The sequence below is a fragment of the Sodalis sp. RH15 genome, assembly GCF_047324255.1.
In the GTDB taxonomy this organism is placed as follows: Bacteria; Pseudomonadota; Gammaproteobacteria; order Enterobacterales; family Enterobacteriaceae; genus Acerihabitans; species Acerihabitans ligni.
On record NZ_CP178738.1, the window covers coordinates 1,537,817 to 1,557,322 of the forward strand.

Below are 19,506 nucleotides of genomic sequence, written 5' to 3' on the forward strand. Positions count from 1 at the left end.
CTACTTAAGCGGCGAATGGGTACGCTCAATGCCATAGCGTTCCAATTCCTGGTAGGGCACGGTTTTCGCCCGGCGTTTGTTCACATCCACCAGCGTCACGCGGTCGGTACAGGAGTAGCAGGGATCGAGGCTGCCGATAATCAGCGGCGCGTCGGAAACGGTGTTGCCGCGCAGCATATAGCGCAGCACCGGCCAGTTGGCGTAGGTGGCGGCCCGGCAGCGCCAGCGGAACAGCTTCTGGTTATCCCCCAGCATGCTCCAGTGCACGTCCTCTCCCCGGGGCGCTTCAACGAATCCCAGCGCGAATTTATGCGGCTGATAGGTAAAGCCTTCGGTGAGCAGCGGTCCGCCGGGCAGGTTATCCAGTCCGTATTCAATCATGGCCATGGAGTCCAGTACCTCTTTCACCCGCACCATCAGCCTGGAATAGACATCGCCGTTATCCTGGGTAAACAGGGTTTTCGGCAGATTGGCGTAGTTGGCGTAGGGGTGATCGAAACGCAGGTCGCGGTTAAAGCCGCTGGCGCGAATCATCGGTCCCACCGGGCTGTAATCCCTGGCGGTCTTCCGGTCCAATATGCCGATACCCTGGGTGCGCTGCGCCATGTTCGGCGTGCTGAGCAGCATATCCACCAGCTGAACGAACTCTTTGCGCATTTCCGCCACCAGCAGCTGGGTTTTCAGGCGCTGATCCTTAAGGATATCCCGCCGCACGCCGCCGATGAGGTTCATGCCGTAGGTTTTTCGGGCGCCGGTGAGCAGTTCCGCCATGGTCATGGATTTTTCCCGCACGCGGAAAAACTGCATAAAGCCGGTATCGAAGCCGACGAAGTGGCTGGAGAGGCCGATATTCAGCAAATGGCTGTGCAGGCGTTCCACCTCCAGCAGGATGCTGCGGATGGCATGGGCGCGCGGCGGAACCACGATGCCCAGGGCATTTTCCACCGAGCTGGTATAGGCCACGCTGTGGGCGAACCCGCAGATACCGCAGACCCGGTCGGAGAGGAAGGTCACCTCGTTGTAACCCATTCGGGTTTCCGCCAGCTTTTCCATGCCGCGGTGGACATAGAACAACCGGTAGTCGGCGTCGACTATCTGTTCGCCGTCCACGAACAGCCGGAAGTGGCCCGGTTCGTCGGAGGTGATATGCAGCGGGCCGATGGGCACTACCCGGGTCTCGCCGGGGGCGGCGTTTTCAAAGGGGTAGGTTTCGCCGTCGCTGGTGGGCGCCGGCCGCTGGCGATAGTCCATGCTGTCTTTTCGCAGCGGGTAGAGATCTTCCGGCCAATCGTCCGGCAGCACCAGACGGCGCTCGTCCGGCAGTCCCACCGGGATCAGGCCGTACATATCGCGGATTTCACGCTCGCCCCATACCGCCGCCGGTACCCGCGGCGTGACGGACGGAAACTCCAGGGTAAGTGCGCTTACCAGCGCTTTCACCGTGATCCAGCACTTTTCCCCCTGTTCCATGGATAGCACGTAATAGACGGCATAGTCGCCGCACAGGGTCCGCTCGTCGTTGCCGAACAGCACCGGCAGCCAGCCCCCCAGGTTGTAATAAAGGAACTCCACCACCTCCGGCAGGGTGTTGACCTTAACCGTGATGGTGAGCTGATTGGCGGTTTGCCACTCCTCAGCCAGGATTGCCGCCGGAAATTTTTCATGTACCTGCGCCAGGTAACCCAGGCCGCCTTTCTTTTCGCTGAACGCACCGGAAGGAGCATCGGTAAGGTTATTGGAAATGTTATCAGTCACTTTACTTCTCCAGACGGGGTATGGGGGGTAACGGCGGCGGTATCCGGCGCGGCCCAGGGCCAGTGAAACGTGGTGGCGTCGCGCTGCAGGACGATGGCGGCGGCGTTTTCCAGCAGGTGGACTACCGGCCGCGGAATATAGGTGCCCATGACCAGCATCAGCACCAGCAGCACGGCCATGGGCACCGTGGTGAGCCAGCCCAGCTCCCCTTTGCTGACCGCCTCGGGCTGGCTGCCGAAAACCGTCAGGGCAACCATGCGCACCAGGCCGCCCAGTACTACGGTAAGCAGCAGCAATAACACCAGGGTCAGCAGGATATGGCCGGACGCCAAACCGGCGGTGACCGTCATGAATTCGCTGAGAAAAATATTGAACGGCGGCATGCCGCCCAGGGCCAGCGCGCCGCCGGCCATAAGTACGGCGGTAAAGGGTATCACCCGCAGCATGCCTTTTACCGCGCCCATATCACGGGTGCCGTACTTCAGCAGCACGTTGCCGGAGCCGCAGAACAGCAGGGTTTTTGCCAGGCTGTGGTTGAGGGTATGGAGCAGCGCCGCCAATACCCCCAGCGGTCCGCCGATGCCGACGGCCACCGCGATAAGCCCCATGTTTTCGACGCTGGAGTAGGCCAGCAGCCGCTTGATGTCATGCTGCACCAGAATAAAAAAGGCCGCCACCGCCACCGACAGCAACCCGAACACCAGCAGCAGGCGGCCGGGAAACAGCGGGCCGATGGCGCCGCTCACCAGGATGTAGTAGCGCAGGATAACCAGCAGGGCGCAGTTCAGCAGCACCGCCGACAGCAAGGCGCTGGTGGGACTGGGGGCTTCGCTGTGGGCATCCGGCAGCCAGGCGTGCATGGGGAACAGGCCGGTCTTGGTGCCGAACCCGATCAGCACAAACACGAACGACAGATGCATCAGGGCGGGATCGAGCCGGGCGGTGTTTTTCAGCACTTCGGTCCAGAAAATCGCCTGGCCGGCATCGGGCATGATATTGGCGGCGTTGGCGTACATCAGAATGGTGCCGTACAGGCCGAAAGCGACGCCGACGGTACAGATGATGATGTATTTCCAGGCCGCTTCCAGCGATGAACGCTGGCCGTACAGCCCCACCAGAAACGCCGAACTCAGGGTAGTGGCTTCCACCGCCGCCCACATCAGGATCAGGTTATTGCTGCTCACCACCAGCAGCATGGTGAACAGGAACAGGTGGAAAAAGCCGTAGTAATGGCACAGGGTGGTCACCGAAATCTCGCCGGTATCCACTTCATGGCGCATATATCCCATGGAGTAAAGCCCGGTGATAAAGCCGATGATGCCGAGTATGGAAAGAAACAGCGCGCTCAGGCTGTCCAGATAGAGCCACTGGTGCGCCGCCAGCACGCTTCCCTGTGCGGCCACCCTGGCGACCACCCAGGCCACTTCCGCCAGCAGGACGATTATGCCCAGGCTATGCAACGCGGTTACCGCGCCCCGCGCGCCGTTGCCCAGCCACCGGCAGGCAAAGGCCAGCAGGGAGAAAATCAGCGGCGTTGCCAGCAGTATGAACATCATAGCGGTATTACTCATCTCATTACCCCTTCAGCGCCGTCAGTTGGGACACATCGAGCGTATGGAGCGTCCGGTAGATTTTGCGCGCCATTACCGCCATGACGATCACCGCGAAGATGGCGTCGGTGGCAATACCGATTTCAACCAGCTCCGGCGCACGGTTGGCCAGCAGCGCCAGGGTCAGGTGCGAGCCGTTTTCCATCAGGCAATAACCGAACACCTGTTTGAGAATGTTGCGCTGACTGACGATACAGAGCAGACCGAGCAGGAAGTGGCCCAGGGATACCGCCAGGGCCGGTTTCAGCGTGGCGGCTATCGGCAGCTCCACCGGCGCCACCACAAACCAGCACAGCACCACGATTACCGCCGCCGCCAACATCAGCATAGGCGGCGAGATAAACCCGCCGTCCGCGCCGGGGTCCGCCAGCTTGCTGAACGCCCGCGCCATGATCAGCGGCACCAGTATCACCTTGGTGATCAGCGCGCTGAGGGACCAGAGCAGTAGCTGATGCGCCTGCAGGGTTTCCGCCAGGGTGAAGAAAATAGCTACCAGCACCAGGGACTGCAGGGCATACCAGCAGCAGGAGACCACGGGGCGTTTGGCGCCGATCACCAGCAGCGAGGTGATCATCATCAGCCCCGCCAGGTTATTGACAATAAGCGATCCGGTCATATTCATTTTCCTTATCCAAGCCAGGCGACGGCAATAAAGCTGGAGCACAGCGACATCACGATCAGAACCACCAGCACGACACTCATGGCCAGCGGAACCGGGGCGGCCTGCGCCACCTCCTCGCTGGGCTTGCCGGGCACCACCCGACCGAACCAGTAAATAAGCCAGACGAAGCTGGCGACGGATTCAATCAGCACCAGGATCATCATCGGCGTCAGCACCCAATACTGGCTCGACAGGGCGAAGCCGGCGGCAAAAATCGGGAACTTGCTGAAAAAGCCGTTAAACGGCGGTACGCCGGTAATGGCCAGCGCCGCGACGCAAAAGCCGATGCCCGCCAGGGGCATTTTCCCCAGCACCCCGCGCAGGCGCGGCAGCAACCGGGTGCCGCAGCTGTAGCTAAGGGTACCGGCCACCAGGAAGAACAGGCTCTTGGCGAAAGCGTGGTTGAAGATGTAGGCGATGCCGCCGAGGAACGCCTCTTTGGAGCCGAAAATCGCCAGGGACAAGGCAAAAAAGATATAGGCCAACTGGGTGATGGTGGACCAGGCCAGCAGCCGCTTCATATCCTTTTGCGGCAGGTACATCAGAAAGCCGTAGACCATGGTGATGAGCGACATGACCATGCCTACCCAGCCGATGATATGCGGCACATCGCCGGCGGACAGGATGGCGCGGGCGAAGATATACACACCTACTTTCACCATTGACGCCGCATGGAGATAGGCGCTCACCGGGGTCGGCGCCTCCATGGCGTCCGGCAGCCAGGCCTGCAACGGCAGTTGTGCGGATTTGCCCCAGGCGGCGAACAGAATGCCGCCGAACACCACCAGCGCCGCCGGGCCTTGTATTTGACCCAGGGCGCTGAGGGCGAAGGTGCCGGTATGCAGGAACAGGGTGGCCGCCGCCAGGTAGAGGCCGATGGACGCCACGTGGGTGATAAGCAGGGCCTTCAGGGCCGAACGCTGGGCTTTCGGCGTTTGGTAATAACCGATCAGCGCCCAGGAGCAGCCGCCGGTGATTTCGAAAAACAGCAGTTGGCCCAGCAGGGTGGATGAGAGCACCAGTCCCGCCATGGCGCCGATAAACACCAGCAGGAAGGCGTAGTAGCGGTTGGTGCCTTCATGGGGATGTTCCCGGTTGCCGGTGGTGAGATAGCCGGTGGAATAGAGGCTCACCAGCAGTCCCAGGAACACCACGGCAAAAACAATCAGGGTACTGACGCGATCGACGGTAATCCCCATCAGGGCGGCATTGCCATACTGCAGCAGGGTGTAGGTGGCATCGGCTTTACCGCCGGAATGGAACGCCCAGGCCAGCGAGAGCGTGCCCAGGGTGGCCAGCAGGGCGAACAGGGTACAGACCCATTTCGCCATGCGCCGGGGCAGGCAGGCGGTCAGCAGCGCGCCGACGAACGGGACCAGAACGGTCGCAAGGGCTATATTTTCCATAATGAATTTCCTGGCTCCTTAAAGACCGGTGAGGTAAAAGACGAAAGAGAGCGCCGCAACGCCGAACCCGAGCCAGGTCACCCTGGGAATCAACAAAAAGCGCCCGCGCGCCAGGCTGTTTTCCATCACGGAGGCGAGAACAAACACCAGGGTTAGCTTGATGAACGCGGTCGCCAGCCCCCACAGCAGCGACGGAGCGGTAAGCATCTGCGCCTTGCCGAAGGGGATGAACACCGCCAGAAAGAGTTCCGCCATCACCACCTGTTTCAGGCCCATACCCCACTTCACCAGCGCCAGGCCGGATCCGCTGTATTCGGTCAGCGGTCCTTCCTGCAGCTCCTGTTCCGCTTCCGCCACATCGAACGGGATTTTGCCCATTTCGATAAAGGTGGCGAAGCCGCAGGCCAGCAGGGCCAAAAAGGTGGCGGTGGGGGAGATCCAGCCGGCGGTAAGAGAGGCGCTGATGGCGCCGATATTGGTGGATCCGGTAATCAGCGCCACCACCAGCAGCGCCAGGATAAGGGTCGGCTCCACCAGGATGCCCAGGGTCAGCTCGCGGCTGGCGCCGATGCCGGCAAAGGTGCTGCCGGTATCCAGCCCCGCCAGTGAAAAGACGAACCGGAACAGGGCGAACAGATACAGCAGGGTAATCAGATCCCCCGCCGCGCCGAACGGCGAAAAGCGGGTGAATACCGGCAGGGTCATGGCCACCAGAAGCATGGTGCCCAGCAGCACATATGGCATTAGCCGGAACACGGGTCCGGCCTGGGCCGGCGCCACTTCCTGCCGTTTAAGCAGCTTGGCGATATCCCGGTAATCCTGCCAAATGCCCGGTCCGCGCCGGGAGTGCATCAGGGCGCGGATTTGGCGCGAGATGCCGGTCATCAGCGGGGTCAGCGCCAGCAGCAGCAGGGCCTGTATCAGGGCGAACAGCCCCAGGGTCAGCGTCGGCGCGGGTTGCATGAACATGGACTCTCTCCTCAGACGGCGGTGACAAGCAGCAGAATAACCAGGGCGGCGACCACGTACAGGCAGTAGATGCGAAAATCCCCGCCCTGTAATACCTGGACCTGACCGCCCGCCCGCTGGGTGATACGTACCAATGGATTGATAATTCTGTCGTCCCAGAACGGCTCGACGCGCCCGGCCCCTTCGGTTGTGCGATCCAGTAAACGTTTGAGGCCGGGTGAGGGGTCGAGCTGGCGGCGCAGCCGGTAAAGGACTGCGAACATGACGCGCAGCGGCTGGGTAAAACTGCCCGCCGACATGGACATGGCCGCTTCCCAGCCGTAGCCGCAGGCCCAGGGATCGCCGCGGCGGCGATAATCCGGCTGGCTGCCTTTGCGCAGTTGATAAATTCCCAGCGGAATCAGCGGCAGCACCAGCAGCAGGATAAAGATCAGCAACGGCGACAGCATGGCCTGCCGGGCTTGATCCGGCACCAGCAGCAGCCCCTGCGCCACGGTAATATCATGGCTGTGGGCGAGCCCGGCGGCCACCGCCGCCAGCACCGGCGCGATGACAGGCGCGGCGATACCCAGCAGCACGCACAGCAGGGCCAGCAGCAGCATGGCAACGGTCATCTGCCAGGGCACCTCGCGGGCCAAAGCGGCTTTTTCGCTGCGTGGCGCGCCGCAGAAACTGATGCCGTACACTTTGACAAAGCACATCGCCGCCAGCGCGCCGGTGATGGCCAGCAACACGATGGCCACCGGACCGCTCAGGCGCAGGAGGAACCCGCCGTCGCGGCTCATGGCGAACAGGGATTGATAGGTGTACCACTCGCTGACGAAGCCATTCAGGGGCGGCAGGGCGGAAATGGCCATACAGCCGACGATAAAGGCCAGAGCGGTTAAGGGCATCAGGCGGCCCAATCCCCCCATTTTCTCCATATCACGGGTGTGCACCCGCCAGATAATGGCGCCGGCGCCGAGAAACAGCAGGCCCTTGAAGACCGCGTGGTTCAGCAGGTGATAAAGGGCCCCCAGCAGGCCCAGCGCGGCGATGACCGGATGATGGGCGGCGATACCGGCCATGCCGACCCCTACCCCCATCAGGATAATGCCGATGTTTTCCACCGTGTGCCAGGCCAGCAGACGTTTGATGTCGTGCTCCGCCAGGGCATACAGCACGCCCAGCACCGAGGAGACCGCGCCGAACGCCAGCACCAGGATACCCCACCACAGTTCGCTGGCTCCCAGCAGATCGATACCTACCTTGATGATGCCGAAGATGCCGATTTTCACCATCACCCCGGACATCAGCGCCGATGCATGGGACGGCGCGGCGGGATGGGCGCGCGGCAGCCAGCTGTGCAGCGGCAGCATGCCGGCCTTGGCGCCGAAGCCGAAAAACGCCAGCAGGAATACCACCGAGGCGCCGGCGGGACTTAAGGACAGGGTGCGGAACGATGCGAATTCCAGACTGCCGCTCTGGCGGTACATCAGGAAGAAGGCAATCATGATCAGCACCGACCCGGCGTGGGCGATAAAGAAATACAGCAAACCGGCATTGATGGACTCTTCATCCTGGTCGGCGATGACCAGGAACCAGGAGGCCAGCGACATCATCTCGAAGAAAATGATGAACCAGAAGGCATTGTCCATCACCACCAGCGTGGCCATGGAGGCGATAAACAGGTTCATAAAGAACCCCATCGCCGCCGCCCCTTTTCCCAGATACTCCCGCACATAGGCCAGGGAGTAGAGGGCGCACACCGTCACCAGCAGCGAAATCACCAACAGCATAAAAGCCGCCAGGCTATCGAGCCGGACGCTGAAGGCGGCAAACGGGAAGGGCCCAGCGGCGCTGTAGGTCAGGGTCTCGCCGCTGTACAGCACGCTGGCGGCCGCCAGCAGGCCAAGGATGCCGCCGGCCATGGCCGTCAGCCCGGCGGCCTGGATAGCCAGCGTTTCCCGCCGCGCCAGCAGCAATGACAGGATGGCGCCCACCGCATAGCAACCGAGGGAGCCGCCAAGTAACCGAAATGCGTCCATGTTTACTCCTGCTCCGGTTGAGAGGGGGAAAGCGAGTCCAGACCAGCGGAGAGCCAGCGCGCGGCATACTGGCGGCGCGACATACTGACCTGTTCCACCGCGCCGTCGCTTACCAGCACCAGCGCGTCGGTAGGACAGACCCGCACACACTGCGGTCCGTCGGGATGAAAGCCGCAGAGATCGCACTTCACCGCGACGCTGCGTATCCCGGCGTTCCAGGCCAGAAAGGGGTTCATATTCGCCGGGCTCTCCGGCACATCCGCCATTTGCTGCGACGGGATGAAATTCTCAAACATCGTCGGTATATTCACCGGTTTGCTGCCGGAGGGCGTAATGGCGCCGAACGGACAGGCCAATCCGCATAACTTACAGCCGATGCACAGGCTTTCATTGAGCACGATGGCGTCGGGGCCGTGGGTAATGGCATTCACCGGGCAGACCCGGGCGCAAGGCGCATCTTCACATTGGCGGCAGAGCATGGGGGCGCTTTCTTCATCGGTCCGCGTAACGGACAGTCTGGGATGCGCCTGCAATCCGGCGGCCTTATGGACCTGGGAACAGGCGGCCATACAGGTATTACATCCAATACAAAGCTGTGGCTCCGCGATAACAAAGCGGTTCATAACCCTCTCCTCCGGGAGAAACGGATGACAGTCAGGCTGCTTGGTTTATTCATACCGGCACCTAAGCATTTTCCATGCCATGAGTAGGGTTATTGCCCGGGGAGGCCATAGGCCGGGGGGTAACGCGACCATCAATGGTAAAAACAGGCTGCAGAGAAGGGGATATCGTCATAAGTGTCGACAGGCCGGGCCCCTGGGCCGTCGTCACTTATGACGACGGGATTGCGCGCTCTGTCCGAAGGCGCCGCGAATGGAAATTATTTTTTAATTGATTGATTTAACTTATTAAAACCGAGTCTCCGCCGGCGCTCAGCCTGCGGCGGATGTCCGTTTTCCCGCTGGCACCCGTCTTGCATAGCTTTATAGGAGAGACATCGGTGGTACCGCGGAGAGACCCATGCACGAATTGACGCTGGCGCAAAATACGCTGGAGATCCTGGAACAGCAGGGGCGGGCGAACGGCGCGCGGCGTATTACCGCCGTCTGGTTGTCCCTTGGGGCCTTTTCCTGTGTGGAAGCGGAGTCTTTGAATTTCTGTTTCGATATGGTGTGCCGCGGGACACTGGCCGAAGGATGTGTATTGCATCTTGAGCAGCAGCCGGCAGAGGCCTGGTGCGGCCATTGCCGGAGGCAGGTTACCCTGCCGGGCGTCCCGATCCTGGTCTGCCCTTTGTGCGGCGGACATCAATTACACACCGACGCCCACGACCATATCCAGATCAAACGATTGGAAGTGGCTTGAGGGTATACTCCCCAGGGTGGGGTTAGCGGCCACGCCACTTTCATAATGACAGGAGACATGCCATGTGCAGTACCTGCGGCTGTGCCGAGGGTGAACGTCATATCGAAGGCGATGAAAATCAACCGGGTGACGGCCTTCACGGACATCAGCATGGAGAGCATAAACATACTCGCCATGGTCATGACCACGACGAGCATCAACATAGCCACGATGGCCGGGACCATGGCGATCGTTACCATTGCCACGATGGCCACGACCATGGCGATCATTACCATAGCCACGATGGTCCGGCGTATGGCGGCCATCAGCACACACACTATGATCCCGAGCGCGAAGTCCGGCCCTCCGCGGCGCTGGCGCCAAGGCATGTGGTGTTTCCCGCCGCGCCGGCGCAGGTCATTCACCACCATCACTATCATGGGGAAGTCCACAATCATTATTACCAGCTCGCCCCCGGCCAAACACTGCCGTTAACCGCCGCCGGTGAACCCGGCCCGGTTCCGGCGGCGGGTCCGGCCGGGTTCACCCCCCTGGCCGATGCGCGGGGGGACCTGGATTATGGCCGGGGGGAGGCGGGCACTCATGCGCCGGGCCTCAGCCAGCGGCGGATGGTGGAAATCGAAATTGATGTCCTGGATAAAAACAACCGGCTGGCGCACCATAACCGGCACTATTTCCAGCAGCGCGCCATCCTGGCGCTGAACCTGGTCTCCAGCCCCGGCTCGGGCAAGACCAGCCTGTTAACGGAAACGCTGCTGCGGCTGAAAGACCGCATCCCCTGTGCCGTCATCGAGGGCGATCAGCAAACCACCAATGATGCCGAACGTATCCGCGCCACCGGGGCGCCGGCGATCCAGGTCAATACCGGTAAAGGCTGTCATCTGGATGCGCAGATGGTGCATGACGCCGCCTTGCGTCTGGATCCCGCGGAAAACAGCCTGCTGTTCATCGAAAATGTCGGCAATCTGGTTTGTCCCGCCGGTTTTGATCTCGGCGAACGTTGTAAAGTCGTGGTGCTGTCGGTGACCGAAGGGGAGGACAAGCCGTTAAAGTACCCCCATATGTTTGCCGCCGCCGGGCTGATGATCCTCAATAAAATTGATTTATTGCCCTGGGTGCGTTTCGATGTCGATACCTGTATCGCCAATGCCCGCCGGGTCAATCCTTCCATTGCGGTACTGATGGTGTCCGCCACCGGCGGCGAGGGCATGGATGCCTGGCTGAGCTGGCTGGAAGAGCAGCGGCGCCTGTAATCGTCGCCGATCACTATGCCTGCGGGAGCGGGCTGGAGAAAAAACATGTGTATAGGCATCCCCGGTCAGGTGGTGGAGCTCGATAACGACGGCTACGGCAACGCCTGGGTGGACGTCTGCGGCGTCAAACGGCGGGTCAATGTCCGTCTGGTTTGCGCCGATGATGCCGACATGGCGGCGCTGCCGGGAAAATGGGTCCTGGTGCACGTAGGGTTTGCCATGAGCCTGCTGGATGAGTCCGAGGCGCGGGACACGCTGGAAGCCTTGCAGGCAATGGGGGAGGTGGAAGCGGACGTAGGCTATTTCCTGCGGGGAGGCGAAACCGATGCGATTCGTTGATGGCTGTTTTTTGCGCAAAGGCGAAACCGATGCGATTCGTTGATGGCTGTTTTTTGCACAATGGTGAAACCGATGCGATTCGTTGATGAATATCGCCAGCCGGAGCTGGTGAGAGGGTTGGTGGCGCGCATCGGCGAACGTATGTCCCATACGGTTTATACCGCCGAGCAGCCTTTACAGGTAATGGAAGTCTGCGGCGGCCATACCCATGCCATTTTCAAGTTCGGCCTGGATAAGCTGCTGCCGCCGTCGCTGGAGTTTATCCACGGTCCGGGATGTCCGGTCTGCGTCCTGCCGGCCGGCCGCATCGACGCCTGTGTGCAAATCGCCATGCGGCCCGAGGTCATTTTCTGTACCTTCGGCGACGCCATGCGGGTGCCCGGCCGGAACGGATCCCTGCTGACCGCGCGCCAGCAGGGGGCGGATGTGCGCATGGTCTGGTCGCCGCTGGATGCCCTGGCCATTGCCAAAAACAATCCGGATCGGCAGGTGGTGTTTTTCGGTATTGGCTTTGAAACCACCATGCCCGCCAGCGCCATGACCCTGCAGCAGGCGCGGGCCGACGGCGTGGAGAACTTCTTCCTTTTCTGCCAGCATATTACCCTGATGCCCACCTTGAAAAGCCTGTTGGCTCAACCGGATGTGCGCATCGACGGCTTTATCGCCCCGGGCCATGTCAGCATGGTTATCGGCCAGCGGCCTTATGCCTATATCAGCGATATCTGCCATAAACCGGTGGTGGTGACCGGCTTTGAACCCGGCGATATCCTGCAGGGATTGCTGATGCTGTGCGAGCAATATGTGGACGGACGCTGTACAGTGGAAAACCAATACCGGCGTGTGGTGCCGGACGAAGGCAACAGACTGGCGCAGGAGGCGATGGACCGGGTTTTTATCACCGAAGGCGCCAGCGAGTGGCGCGGCCTGGGGGTCATCGACGATTCCCGCGTCAGCCTGCGGCCGGAGTGGTCGGCCTATGATGCCGAAGGGCGTTTCAATCCCGATCCGCAGCCGGTGGCGGACGATCCCCGCGCCCGCTGCGGCGCGGTGCTGACCGGCCGCTGCAAACCGGCGGATTGTCCGTTGTTTGGCGGAGTATGCACGCCGGAAAACGCCTTCGGGGCGTTGATGGTTTCCTCGGAAGGGGCGTGCGCCGCCTGGTATCAATATCGTCGGAGTGAGGCATGAAACAGATTACGCTGGCGCACGGCAACGGCGGCGGCGCCATGCAGGCGTTGATTTCAGGCGTGTTTGTCAGCGCCTTTGACAATCCGCTGCTGGCCACCGGGGAAGATCAGGCCCGGCTGGCATTAAGCGAACTGAATGCCTTGGGCGACCGGCTGGCCTTTACCACCGACAGCTACGTTGTCGATCCGCTGTTTTTTCCCGGCGGCGATATCGGCAAGCTGGCGGTATGCGGCACCGCCAACGATTTGGCGGTAAGCGGCGCGACGCCGCGCTGGCTCTCCTGCGGTTTTATCCTGGAAGAGGGGCTGGCGCTGGAAACTCTGGAGGCCGTGGTGCGCTCCATGGCCGATACCGCCCGCGGCGCCGGCATACAGATTATCACCGGCGACACCAAGGTGGTGCCCCGCGGCGCGGTGGACAAACTGTTTATCAATACCGCCGGCCTGGGGGTGATCCCCGCGACGGTGGAATGGGGCGTGACTGCTATCCGCCCCGGCGACAGTATTCTGGTGAGCGGCACCCTGGGAGATCACGGCGCCACCATTCTGAATCTGCGGGAGAACCTCGGCATGGAGGCGGATTTGTCCAGCGATTGCGCGGTGCTGGCTCCGTTGATTGCGCCGCTGCGGGACATCGCCGGTATCCGCACCCTGCGGGATGCCACACGGGGCGGCGTGACCGCCATTCTGCATGAGTTCGCCCGCGGCAGCGGCTGCGGCATGACCGTGGACGAAGCGGCGCTGCCGGTGAAAACTACGGTACGGGGGATATGCGAACTGCTGGGATTGGATGCGCTGAACTTCGCCAATGAGGGAAAATTGCTGCTGGTGGTAGAGGCGGCGGCGGAGCAGCAGGTTCTCCAGGCGCTGCGCCGGCACCCATTGGGACGCGACGCGGCGGTAATAGGCCGGGTGACCGACGACAAGCAGGTGAGATTGCGGGGACTCTATGGCGTCAGCCGCATTCTGGATCTGCCCCATGACGAGCCGCTGCCCCGTATTTGCTAGTTAGGCAGACGAGGCGACGTTATTCTAGTAAGGTCCGCTCTGGTGCGTGCCCCGGCGGCGAATGCCAGTGGAATACAAGTTAGGATGTCGCCGGGGCCCAGGTTCCGTTCAGCGGAGGAAAAATATGTCCCACAACGGTATCCTGCTGCGCATCAAGGGTAAGGTGCAGGGCGTGGGGTTTCGGCCGGTGGTCTGGCAACTGGCCCATGAGCTGGGATTAACCGGCGATGTCAGCAACAATGGCGCCGGCGTCGAGGTGCGCCTGCGGTGTGACGACGCCGGGATATTTATCCGGCGGCTGCGGCAGGCCTGCCCGCCGCTGGCGGAAATCCACAGCGTTGAAACCCTGCCCTGGCGCTGGGACGAGGCGCCGGCGGGCTTTACCATTCTCCCCAGCGGGGGCGGCGGTATGTCCACCCAGGTAGTGCCGGATGCGGCAACCTGCGATGCCTGCCTGGCGGAACTGAACGATCCGGCCGACCGGCGCTTTCATTATCCCTTTATCAATTGTACCCACTGCGGCCCGCGTTTCACGCTCATACGCCGCATGCCCTACGATCGGCCCAATACCGCCATGGACGCTTTTCCCTTGTGTCCCCGCTGTTTGGCCGAGTACCAAAATCCCGCCGATCGGCGTTTCCACGCCCAGCCCAATGCCTGCCCCGACTGCGGTCCGCGGGTCTGGCTGGCGGACCGGGACGGCAAGGAACTGTCCGGTGGCGATGACGCCGTAAACAGCGCGGCGGAGCGGCTTCTGGCCGGGGAGATCGTTGCTATCAAGGGGCTGGGAGGATTCCATCTGGCCTGCGATGCCGCCAACCCGGCGGCGGTGGCGAAACTGCGGCGGCGCAAACGCCGGCCGTCCAAGCCGCTGGCGGTCATGATGCCGGATATCCACTGGCTGCGCCGCTGCGCCGATCCGGTATCGGACGCCTTGATTGCCCTGCTGCGATCTCCAGCCGCGCCCATTGTGCTTATTCCGCAGCCGGGGATGGCGACGGTTTCCGCCTCGGGACCGGTCGTCCTTGGCGAACCCGTTAAGCCGGGATCCGTTGCAGGGTATCCCGACGGAAAGCAAGAACAGGCGTTATGTTCCCTGATAGCACCCGGCCTGCATGAGATCGGTGTGATGCTGCCCTCCAACCCGTTGCAGCATTTGCTGTTGCAACGGGTTGGGCGTCCGCTGGTCATGACCTCGGGCAATCTCAACGGCCGTCCGCCGGCTCTGGATAATGCGCGGGCGCTGGCGGATCTTTCGGCTATCGCGGACAGCTGGCTGTTGCATGACCGGGATATCCTGCAGCGCGCCGATGACTCACTGGTGCGGCTGGCGGGTGATAAGGTGGAAATGCTGCGCCGTTCCAGGGGGTATGTGCCGGATGCCCTCCCGCTGCCCCCCGGTTTTGAACAGTGCCCGCCGGTATTGGCCATGGGATCGGATTTGAAAAATACCTTCTGCCTGCTGCGGGACGGGCAGGCGGTACTTAGCCAGCATCTTGGCGATCTGGCGGATGAGGGGATCCGCCAACAGCAGCAGCGGGCGCTGTCGCTGTTCAGCGCCATTTGGAATTTTATCCCGGACCGGATTGCGGTGGATGCCCATCCCGGTTACCTCAGCCGTCGCTGGGGCGCCACCCTGGCAGAGGAATTGGGTCTGCCCTGCGTTACCGTTTTACACCACCATGCGCATATTGTCGCCTGCCTGGCGGAACACGGCTGGGGCCGCAACGCCGGACCGGTTATCGGCTTGGCGCTGGATGGTCTGGGCTTTGGCCGGGAACGATCCGGCAATCCGGCTGATCTAAGTTCAAATCTACCGGGCGACGATCCCGGCGCGCTGTGGGGGGGCGAGTGTCTGAAGGTGGATTATCTCGGCTGCGAATGGCTGGGGGGATTACCGGCCGTTCCCCTGCCGGGGGGAGATATGGCGGCGCGCCAGCCGTGGCGTAATCTATTGGCGCAATGGCTGCGCTTCGTGCCCGGCTGGCGGGACCTGCCGGAAGCGGAGGCCATTCCGCCGGCCCTGGGAGAGCCTCTGGCGCGGGCGGTGGCGCGGGGCATTAACGCGCCGGAAGCCTCGTCGACGGGAAGGCTGTTCGACGCGGTTGCCGCGGCGCTCGGGCTGTGTCCGCGGGAAATCAGCTGGGAAGGCGAGGCCGCCTGCCGGCTGGAGGCCCTGGCCTGGGAAGCGGTATCCGTCCGAATGGCGGATATACCGGTTACCGTGCCTGTGCTGGACAACCGGCTGGATCTGGCGGTGTTCTGGCGGCAGTGGCTGGCCTGGCGGGCCGAACCGCCCCTGCGTGCTTATGGCTTTCATTTGGCCCTGGCCCGGGGCTTTGCCGCGCTGGCGCGCCAAGCGGCACGCCGGGAAGGTATCGACACCGTCGTCCTGTCGGGCGGGGTGCTGCATAATCGTCTTTTTAAGGAGCTGTTGCTGCAGGAGCTGGGGGGGCTGCGGGTGCTGGCGCCGGCCCGTCTGCCGGCGGGAGACGGCGGCTTGGCCCTGGGTCAGGCATTGATCGCCGCCGCGGTCTCCCTTTAACAAGTCCGCTGTGCGATCGGTGATCGCGGGCCTACCGAGCCGGGGGGCGCTCCGGCGGGCGGTAAAACCACGCCCGCTTCGACCCCCTCGGCACGGTCTCCCTTTAACATGGCCGCTGCGCGATCGGTGATCGCGGGCCTACCGAGCCGGGGGGCGCTCCGGCGGGCGGTAAAACCACGCCCGCTTCGACCCCCTCGGCACGGTCTCCCTTTAACACGTCCGCTGCGCGATCGGTGATCGCGGGCCTACCGAGCCGGGGGGCGCTCCGGCGGGCGGTAAAACCACGCCCGCTTCGACCCCCTCGGCACGGTCTCCCTTTAACATGGCCGCTGCGCGATCGGTGATCGCGATTCCCATCGCTATCAGCGCTAAAATGTGTGCCGGATTATTTACCCGCGGCGGTGCGGGGCTTATTATCACAAGAATTGACTCACCGGGTTTCCGAAAAAATTGACATATATCAATTCAAACGTGATTGAAACGGATCTATGATTTGTCATACAAAACGTTTAGAAAAAGAGTGTTTTCCAACAAAAATAAATATTGGCAAGGTAGAGGTAATTAAGATGGAAAGTTTAAGTGTAAAGCTAAATCATTTCATCGTTAGTTCCATGTCTCCGGTATTATTCGCACTGATCAATAATACCGATGAGAACAACTTTGAAAAGATATTTAGCCTCGGGGCGAAATTCGCCAAAGACAGTAAAGAGGATTTGCTTAAATTGGCCCGGCTGGCTCATGATAGGGATCCCATGTTATCCGGCTGGATTAGGGCATTGCGTGGGCTGAATAAAACCGCCCGAGAAAAATTAGTAAAAAATTTAATATTTAATCACCTTATCTATGGTGAAAATATCAGGGGAATAAAAGGCAAGGAGTTTGCTACCCATATCCCTTTTTTGGTGCTGATTTCTCCTACTTATGCCTGTAACCTGCGCTGTAAGGGGTGTTATTCGGCTTTATACGGAGATCGCTATCATTTCGAAGAAGACGAAATGATGAATATCCTGCAGCAGTTCTATGACCTCGGAGTACGCTTTTTTACCTTTACCGGCGGGGAGCCTTTTGTCTATCCCGCCATTATGCGCATTTTTGAAAAATTCAGCGATTGCTATTTCATGGTGTACACCAACGGCACGCTGCTGACGGAGTCCCGGGTGAAGCGCCTGGCCAAATTGGGTAACGTGGCCATTACCATCTCCATTGAAGGTTGGGAAGACATGACCGACTGGCGGCGGGGGGAGGGGGTATTTCAAAAGATTGTCACCGCCTATCACCGATTACGCGAGGCGGGCATTCTTTGCGGCGCGTCCATGATGGCAACCCGTAAAAACCACGATCAGTTGATGAATGATGACTATTGGCAATTTATCCAGGATCTCGGCGTGGAATATATCTGGGTATTCCAATATATGCCCATAGGCCGCGATGCCACCTTTGATCTGGTTCCCACACCCGAGCAGCGCTATGCGCGTTTTCATAAAATCGAGCAGCTCCGTCTTTCAGGGCGGTTCGCGTTTATCGCCGATTTTTGGAATCATGGTTTTTTGGTCAACGGCTGTATGTCCGGCGGGGCCAATTATTTGCATATTAATGCCAAAGGCGGCGTTGAACCTTGCGTATTCCAGCAATATGCAGTGGATAACATCCGGGATAAAAGCGTTATCGAGGTGCTTAAATCACCGTTCTTTGAGGGATTCAAACAGCAGATTCCCTTTAATAAAAATTTGATGCAGCCTTGTCCTATAATAGATAACCCGGCCAAATTCAGAGAACATATTCTGAAATACAAAGCCACTCCCCAGCATGAAGGCAGCGACAGCTATTTTAAATTCAGCCATGAATTGGATAACCTGGCGGAAGAATGGAAGAAATATGCGATAAAAATCTGGGACGACGAGGGTTACGGAGATCATTATAAGGCTGAAATGGATCTTTATCAGCAGCCGGCCGTTAAAGAGAGCTGATATCCTGGCCGGGCGGTGTATTAAGCCTGCCCGGTAATTGAGGTCGCTTACCCTCCGGAGCACTATATTTTCAATATGCCGCAAATATCTGTCTCAGGGGCTGAGCGTGCTGTGCTTTGTCGCTGCGTTGTCGCGTGTGGCCATTGTCATCCCTCTTTAAGCATCTACGCAGTCGCTTTCTCCACAAAAACGTACTACGTTTTAAGCATTCTCATGGGAACGTTTATAATGAATTCAGGTTATGTTGCCGCCCGGCACAGATAGGCCTGCTGCAGTTCCAGGCAGGCCGTTTTGACGCGGTCGTAAAGCTGCTGCACCGCCGGCGACAATTGGCGCCGGTGAGGACAAACCAGGCTCAGGGGCAGCGATTCCCCTTGATATTCCGGCAACAGCAGTTCTAGATTGCCCTTCAGTACATCCTGAGCCACATCCAGCCATGATTTGTAGGCGATGCCCTCGCCGGCAATCGCCAGCCGGCGTATCACTTCGGCATCATCGCTTATCACCGTTCCGCTCACCGGCACCTCCTGTTTTTCTCCTTCACGGAACAGCAGCCATTTATCATAGACCCGTCCGCGCAGCACGAAGGTCAGGCAGTTGTGCCGGGCCAGTTCGGCTAAATCGCCGGGCCGCCCGTGCCGGCGCAGGTAGTCGGGGGATGCCACCAGCACGCGGTGATTATCCGGGGCCAGCGGCAGGGCAATGTAACTGGCGTCGTCGAAAATGCCGTAACGAAAAGCCACGTCCACCGGATCCTTGAAGACGTCCGCTATCTGATCGGAAAAATAGAGCCGTAGATTCAGCCGCGGATGGTCGCGGTGAAAAGCGTTAATCCACGGCAAAAGCACGTTGCGGCCTAAATCGGAAGGTGCGGCGATTTGCAGCATGCCGTACAGACCGGCGGGATCCTGGCGCAGTGATTCCTGGCCTTCCCGCAGGGTTTGCAGCACGCCGGCGGCATAGGGCAGATATTGCTCTCCTTCGGAAGTCAGGCGCAGGCTGCGCGTGGAACGGGCAAACAAACGTATATCAAGTTCCCGTTCCAACCGCTTAATCGCCGCGCTGACCTGGGCGGGGAGTAAATCCACCTCACGGGCCGCATTGGAAAAACTGCCCAAGGCGGCGGAACGGACAAATAACGCCAGGTCATCAAACCTGATCATGAAAAATTTCCACCCATAGCTGATGCATTCTATCGCGGCTCTTTGAGACGGACCGCGCTCCGGCTTAATCGTAACGCGTCCAGGCAGATAGGCAAAGCGCCGCAGGTTGTTACCAATATTTACACTTAGTTATGGAGGGTAACAAATCCCTCTAAATTGCATGGTTATAACGTGCTATAAACAAATAGTTAACATTTATCCTTTATCTTTCCAGTGACAGCTTTGTTGGCAGCGCAAGCGCTGTAACTCGA

15 protein-coding genes are annotated in these 19,506 nt (G+C 60.4%); 7 read left to right on the forward strand and 8 right to left on the reverse strand.

Going from position 1 to position 19,506, the window contains the following annotated elements; translation table 11 throughout:
• From ACL2XO_RS07220 to ACL2XO_RS07250, 7 genes are all read right to left on the reverse strand, one after another.
• Positions 1-1,686 (reverse strand): NADH-quinone oxidoreductase subunit C, encoded by a 1,686-nt coding sequence (locus ACL2XO_RS07220; protein ID WP_243701586.1) that lies wholly within the window; start codon positions 1,684-1,686, stop codon positions 1-3.
• 65 nt (positions 1,687-1,751) lie between these two features.
• Complete coding sequence (locus ACL2XO_RS07225; protein WP_132923095.1) at positions 1,752-3,326, reverse strand: hydrogenase 4 subunit F; 1,575 nt, start codon at positions 3,324-3,326, stop codon at positions 1,752-1,754.
• A 4-nt stretch (positions 3,327-3,330) separates the two neighbouring features.
• Positions 3,331-3,981: a hydrogenase 4 membrane subunit gene (gene hyfE / locus ACL2XO_RS07230; RefSeq protein ID WP_132923094.1), complete on the reverse strand. Its 651-nt coding sequence runs from the start codon at positions 3,979-3,981 to the stop codon at positions 3,331-3,333.
• Between the two features lie 11 nt (positions 3,982-3,992).
• Complete coding sequence (locus ACL2XO_RS07235; protein WP_203522550.1) at positions 3,993-5,432, reverse strand: hydrogenase 4 subunit D; 1,440 nt, start codon at positions 5,430-5,432, stop codon at positions 3,993-3,995.
• A gap of 18 nt (positions 5,433-5,450) precedes the next feature.
• Positions 5,451-6,401, reverse strand: coding sequence for a respiratory chain complex I subunit 1 family protein (locus tag ACL2XO_RS07240; protein ID WP_132923092.1), 951 nt, complete (start codon positions 6,399-6,401; stop codon positions 5,451-5,453).
• An 11-nt stretch (positions 6,402-6,412) separates the two neighbouring features.
• Positions 6,413-8,428, reverse strand: coding sequence for a hydrogenase 4 subunit B (gene hyfB / locus ACL2XO_RS07245; protein ID WP_413742457.1), 2,016 nt, complete (start codon positions 8,426-8,428; stop codon positions 6,413-6,415).
• A 2-nt stretch (positions 8,429-8,430) separates the two neighbouring features.
• Complete coding sequence (locus tag ACL2XO_RS07250) at positions 8,431-9,051, reverse strand: 4Fe-4S dicluster domain-containing protein (protein WP_132923090.1); 621 nt, start codon at positions 9,049-9,051, stop codon at positions 8,431-8,433.
• A 397-nt stretch (positions 9,052-9,448) separates the two neighbouring features.
• On the opposite strand from ACL2XO_RS07250, the gene hypA reads away from it, so the two are divergent.
• From hypA to ACL2XO_RS07285, 7 genes are all read left to right on the forward strand, one after another.
• A complete protein-coding gene (gene hypA / locus ACL2XO_RS07255) occupies positions 9,449-9,793 on the forward strand; it encodes a hydrogenase maturation nickel metallochaperone HypA (protein WP_132923089.1) in 345 nt (114 codons plus the stop codon).
• A 62-nt stretch (positions 9,794-9,855) separates the two neighbouring features.
• Positions 9,856-11,046, forward strand: a complete 1,191-nt coding sequence (gene hypB / locus ACL2XO_RS07260) for a hydrogenase nickel incorporation protein HypB (RefSeq protein WP_413742458.1) — start codon at positions 9,856-9,858, stop codon at positions 11,044-11,046.
• 45 nt (positions 11,047-11,091) lie between these two features.
• Complete coding sequence (gene hypC / locus ACL2XO_RS07265; RefSeq protein ID WP_132923087.1) at positions 11,092-11,385, forward strand: HypC/HybG/HupF family hydrogenase formation chaperone; 294 nt, start codon at positions 11,092-11,094, stop codon at positions 11,383-11,385.
• A gap of 72 nt (positions 11,386-11,457) precedes the next feature.
• Positions 11,458-12,573: a hydrogenase formation protein HypD gene (hypD, locus tag ACL2XO_RS07270; protein WP_132923086.1), complete on the forward strand. Its 1,116-nt coding sequence runs from the start codon at positions 11,458-11,460 to the stop codon at positions 12,571-12,573.
• On the forward strand, positions 12,570-13,580 hold the full coding sequence (gene hypE, locus ACL2XO_RS07275) for a hydrogenase expression/formation protein HypE (RefSeq protein ID WP_413742459.1): 1,011 nt from the start codon (positions 12,570-12,572) through the stop codon (positions 13,578-13,580). Before hypD ends, hypE begins: the two co-directional genes overlap by 4 nt.
• Positions 13,581-13,704: 124 nt before the next feature.
• Positions 13,705-16,125 carry a carbamoyltransferase HypF gene (locus tag ACL2XO_RS07280; RefSeq protein ID WP_413742460.1) on the forward strand — a complete coding sequence of 807 codons (2,421 nt, stop codon included), beginning with the start codon at positions 13,705-13,707 and terminating at the stop codon, positions 16,123-16,125.
• A 566-nt stretch (positions 16,126-16,691) separates the two neighbouring features.
• A complete protein-coding gene (locus ACL2XO_RS07285) occupies positions 16,692-18,092 on the forward strand; it encodes a radical SAM protein (protein ID WP_413742461.1) in 1,401 nt (466 codons plus the stop codon).
• 239 nt (positions 18,093-18,331) lie between these two features.
• Here the strand turns inward: ACL2XO_RS07285 and ACL2XO_RS07290 are convergent, their stop codons facing one another.
• A complete protein-coding gene (locus ACL2XO_RS07290; protein ID WP_413742462.1) occupies positions 18,332-19,255 on the reverse strand; it encodes a LysR family transcriptional regulator in 924 nt (307 codons plus the stop codon).
• Positions 19,256-19,506 lie beyond the last annotated feature (251 nt).

Excerpts from the sequence above, each read along its gene's own strand:
- ACL2XO_RS07280 (WP_413742460.1), top strand. The coding sequence starts at position 13,705 with ATGTCCCACAACGGTATCCTGCTGCGCATCAAGGGTAAGGTGCAGGGC.
- ACL2XO_RS07240 (WP_132923092.1), bottom strand. The coding sequence starts at position 6,401 with ATGTTCATGCAACCCGCGCCGACGCTGACCCTGGGGCTGTTCGCCCTG.
- ACL2XO_RS07290 (WP_413742462.1), bottom strand. The coding sequence starts at position 19,255 with ATGATCAGGTTTGATGACCTGGCGTTATTTGTCCGTTCCGCCGCCTTG.
- ACL2XO_RS07285 (WP_413742461.1), top strand. The coding sequence starts at position 16,692 with ATGGAAAGTTTAAGTGTAAAGCTAAATCATTTCATCGTTAGTTCCATG.
- hyfB (WP_413742457.1), bottom strand. The coding sequence starts at position 8,428 with ATGGACGCATTTCGGTTACTTGGCGGCTCCCTCGGTTGCTATGCGGTG.
- ACL2XO_RS07235 (WP_203522550.1), bottom strand. The coding sequence starts at position 5,432 with ATGGAAAATATAGCCCTTGCGACCGTTCTGGTCCCGTTCGTCGGCGCG.
- hypC (WP_132923087.1), top strand. The coding sequence starts at position 11,092 with ATGTGTATAGGCATCCCCGGTCAGGTGGTGGAGCTCGATAACGACGGC.
- ACL2XO_RS07250 (WP_132923090.1), bottom strand. The coding sequence starts at position 9,051 with ATGAACCGCTTTGTTATCGCGGAGCCACAGCTTTGTATTGGATGTAAT.
- hypE (WP_413742459.1), top strand. The coding sequence starts at position 12,570 with ATGAAACAGATTACGCTGGCGCACGGCAACGGCGGCGGCGCCATGCAG.
- ACL2XO_RS07225 (WP_132923095.1), bottom strand. The coding sequence starts at position 3,326 with ATGAGTAATACCGCTATGATGTTCATACTGCTGGCAACGCCGCTGATT.
- hyfE (WP_132923094.1), bottom strand. The coding sequence starts at position 3,981 with ATGACCGGATCGCTTATTGTCAATAACCTGGCGGGGCTGATGATGATC.
- hypA (WP_132923089.1), top strand. The coding sequence starts at position 9,449 with ATGCACGAATTGACGCTGGCGCAAAATACGCTGGAGATCCTGGAACAG.
- hypB (WP_413742458.1), top strand. The coding sequence starts at position 9,856 with ATGTGCAGTACCTGCGGCTGTGCCGAGGGTGAACGTCATATCGAAGGC.
- hypD (WP_132923086.1), top strand. The coding sequence starts at position 11,458 with ATGCGATTCGTTGATGAATATCGCCAGCCGGAGCTGGTGAGAGGGTTG.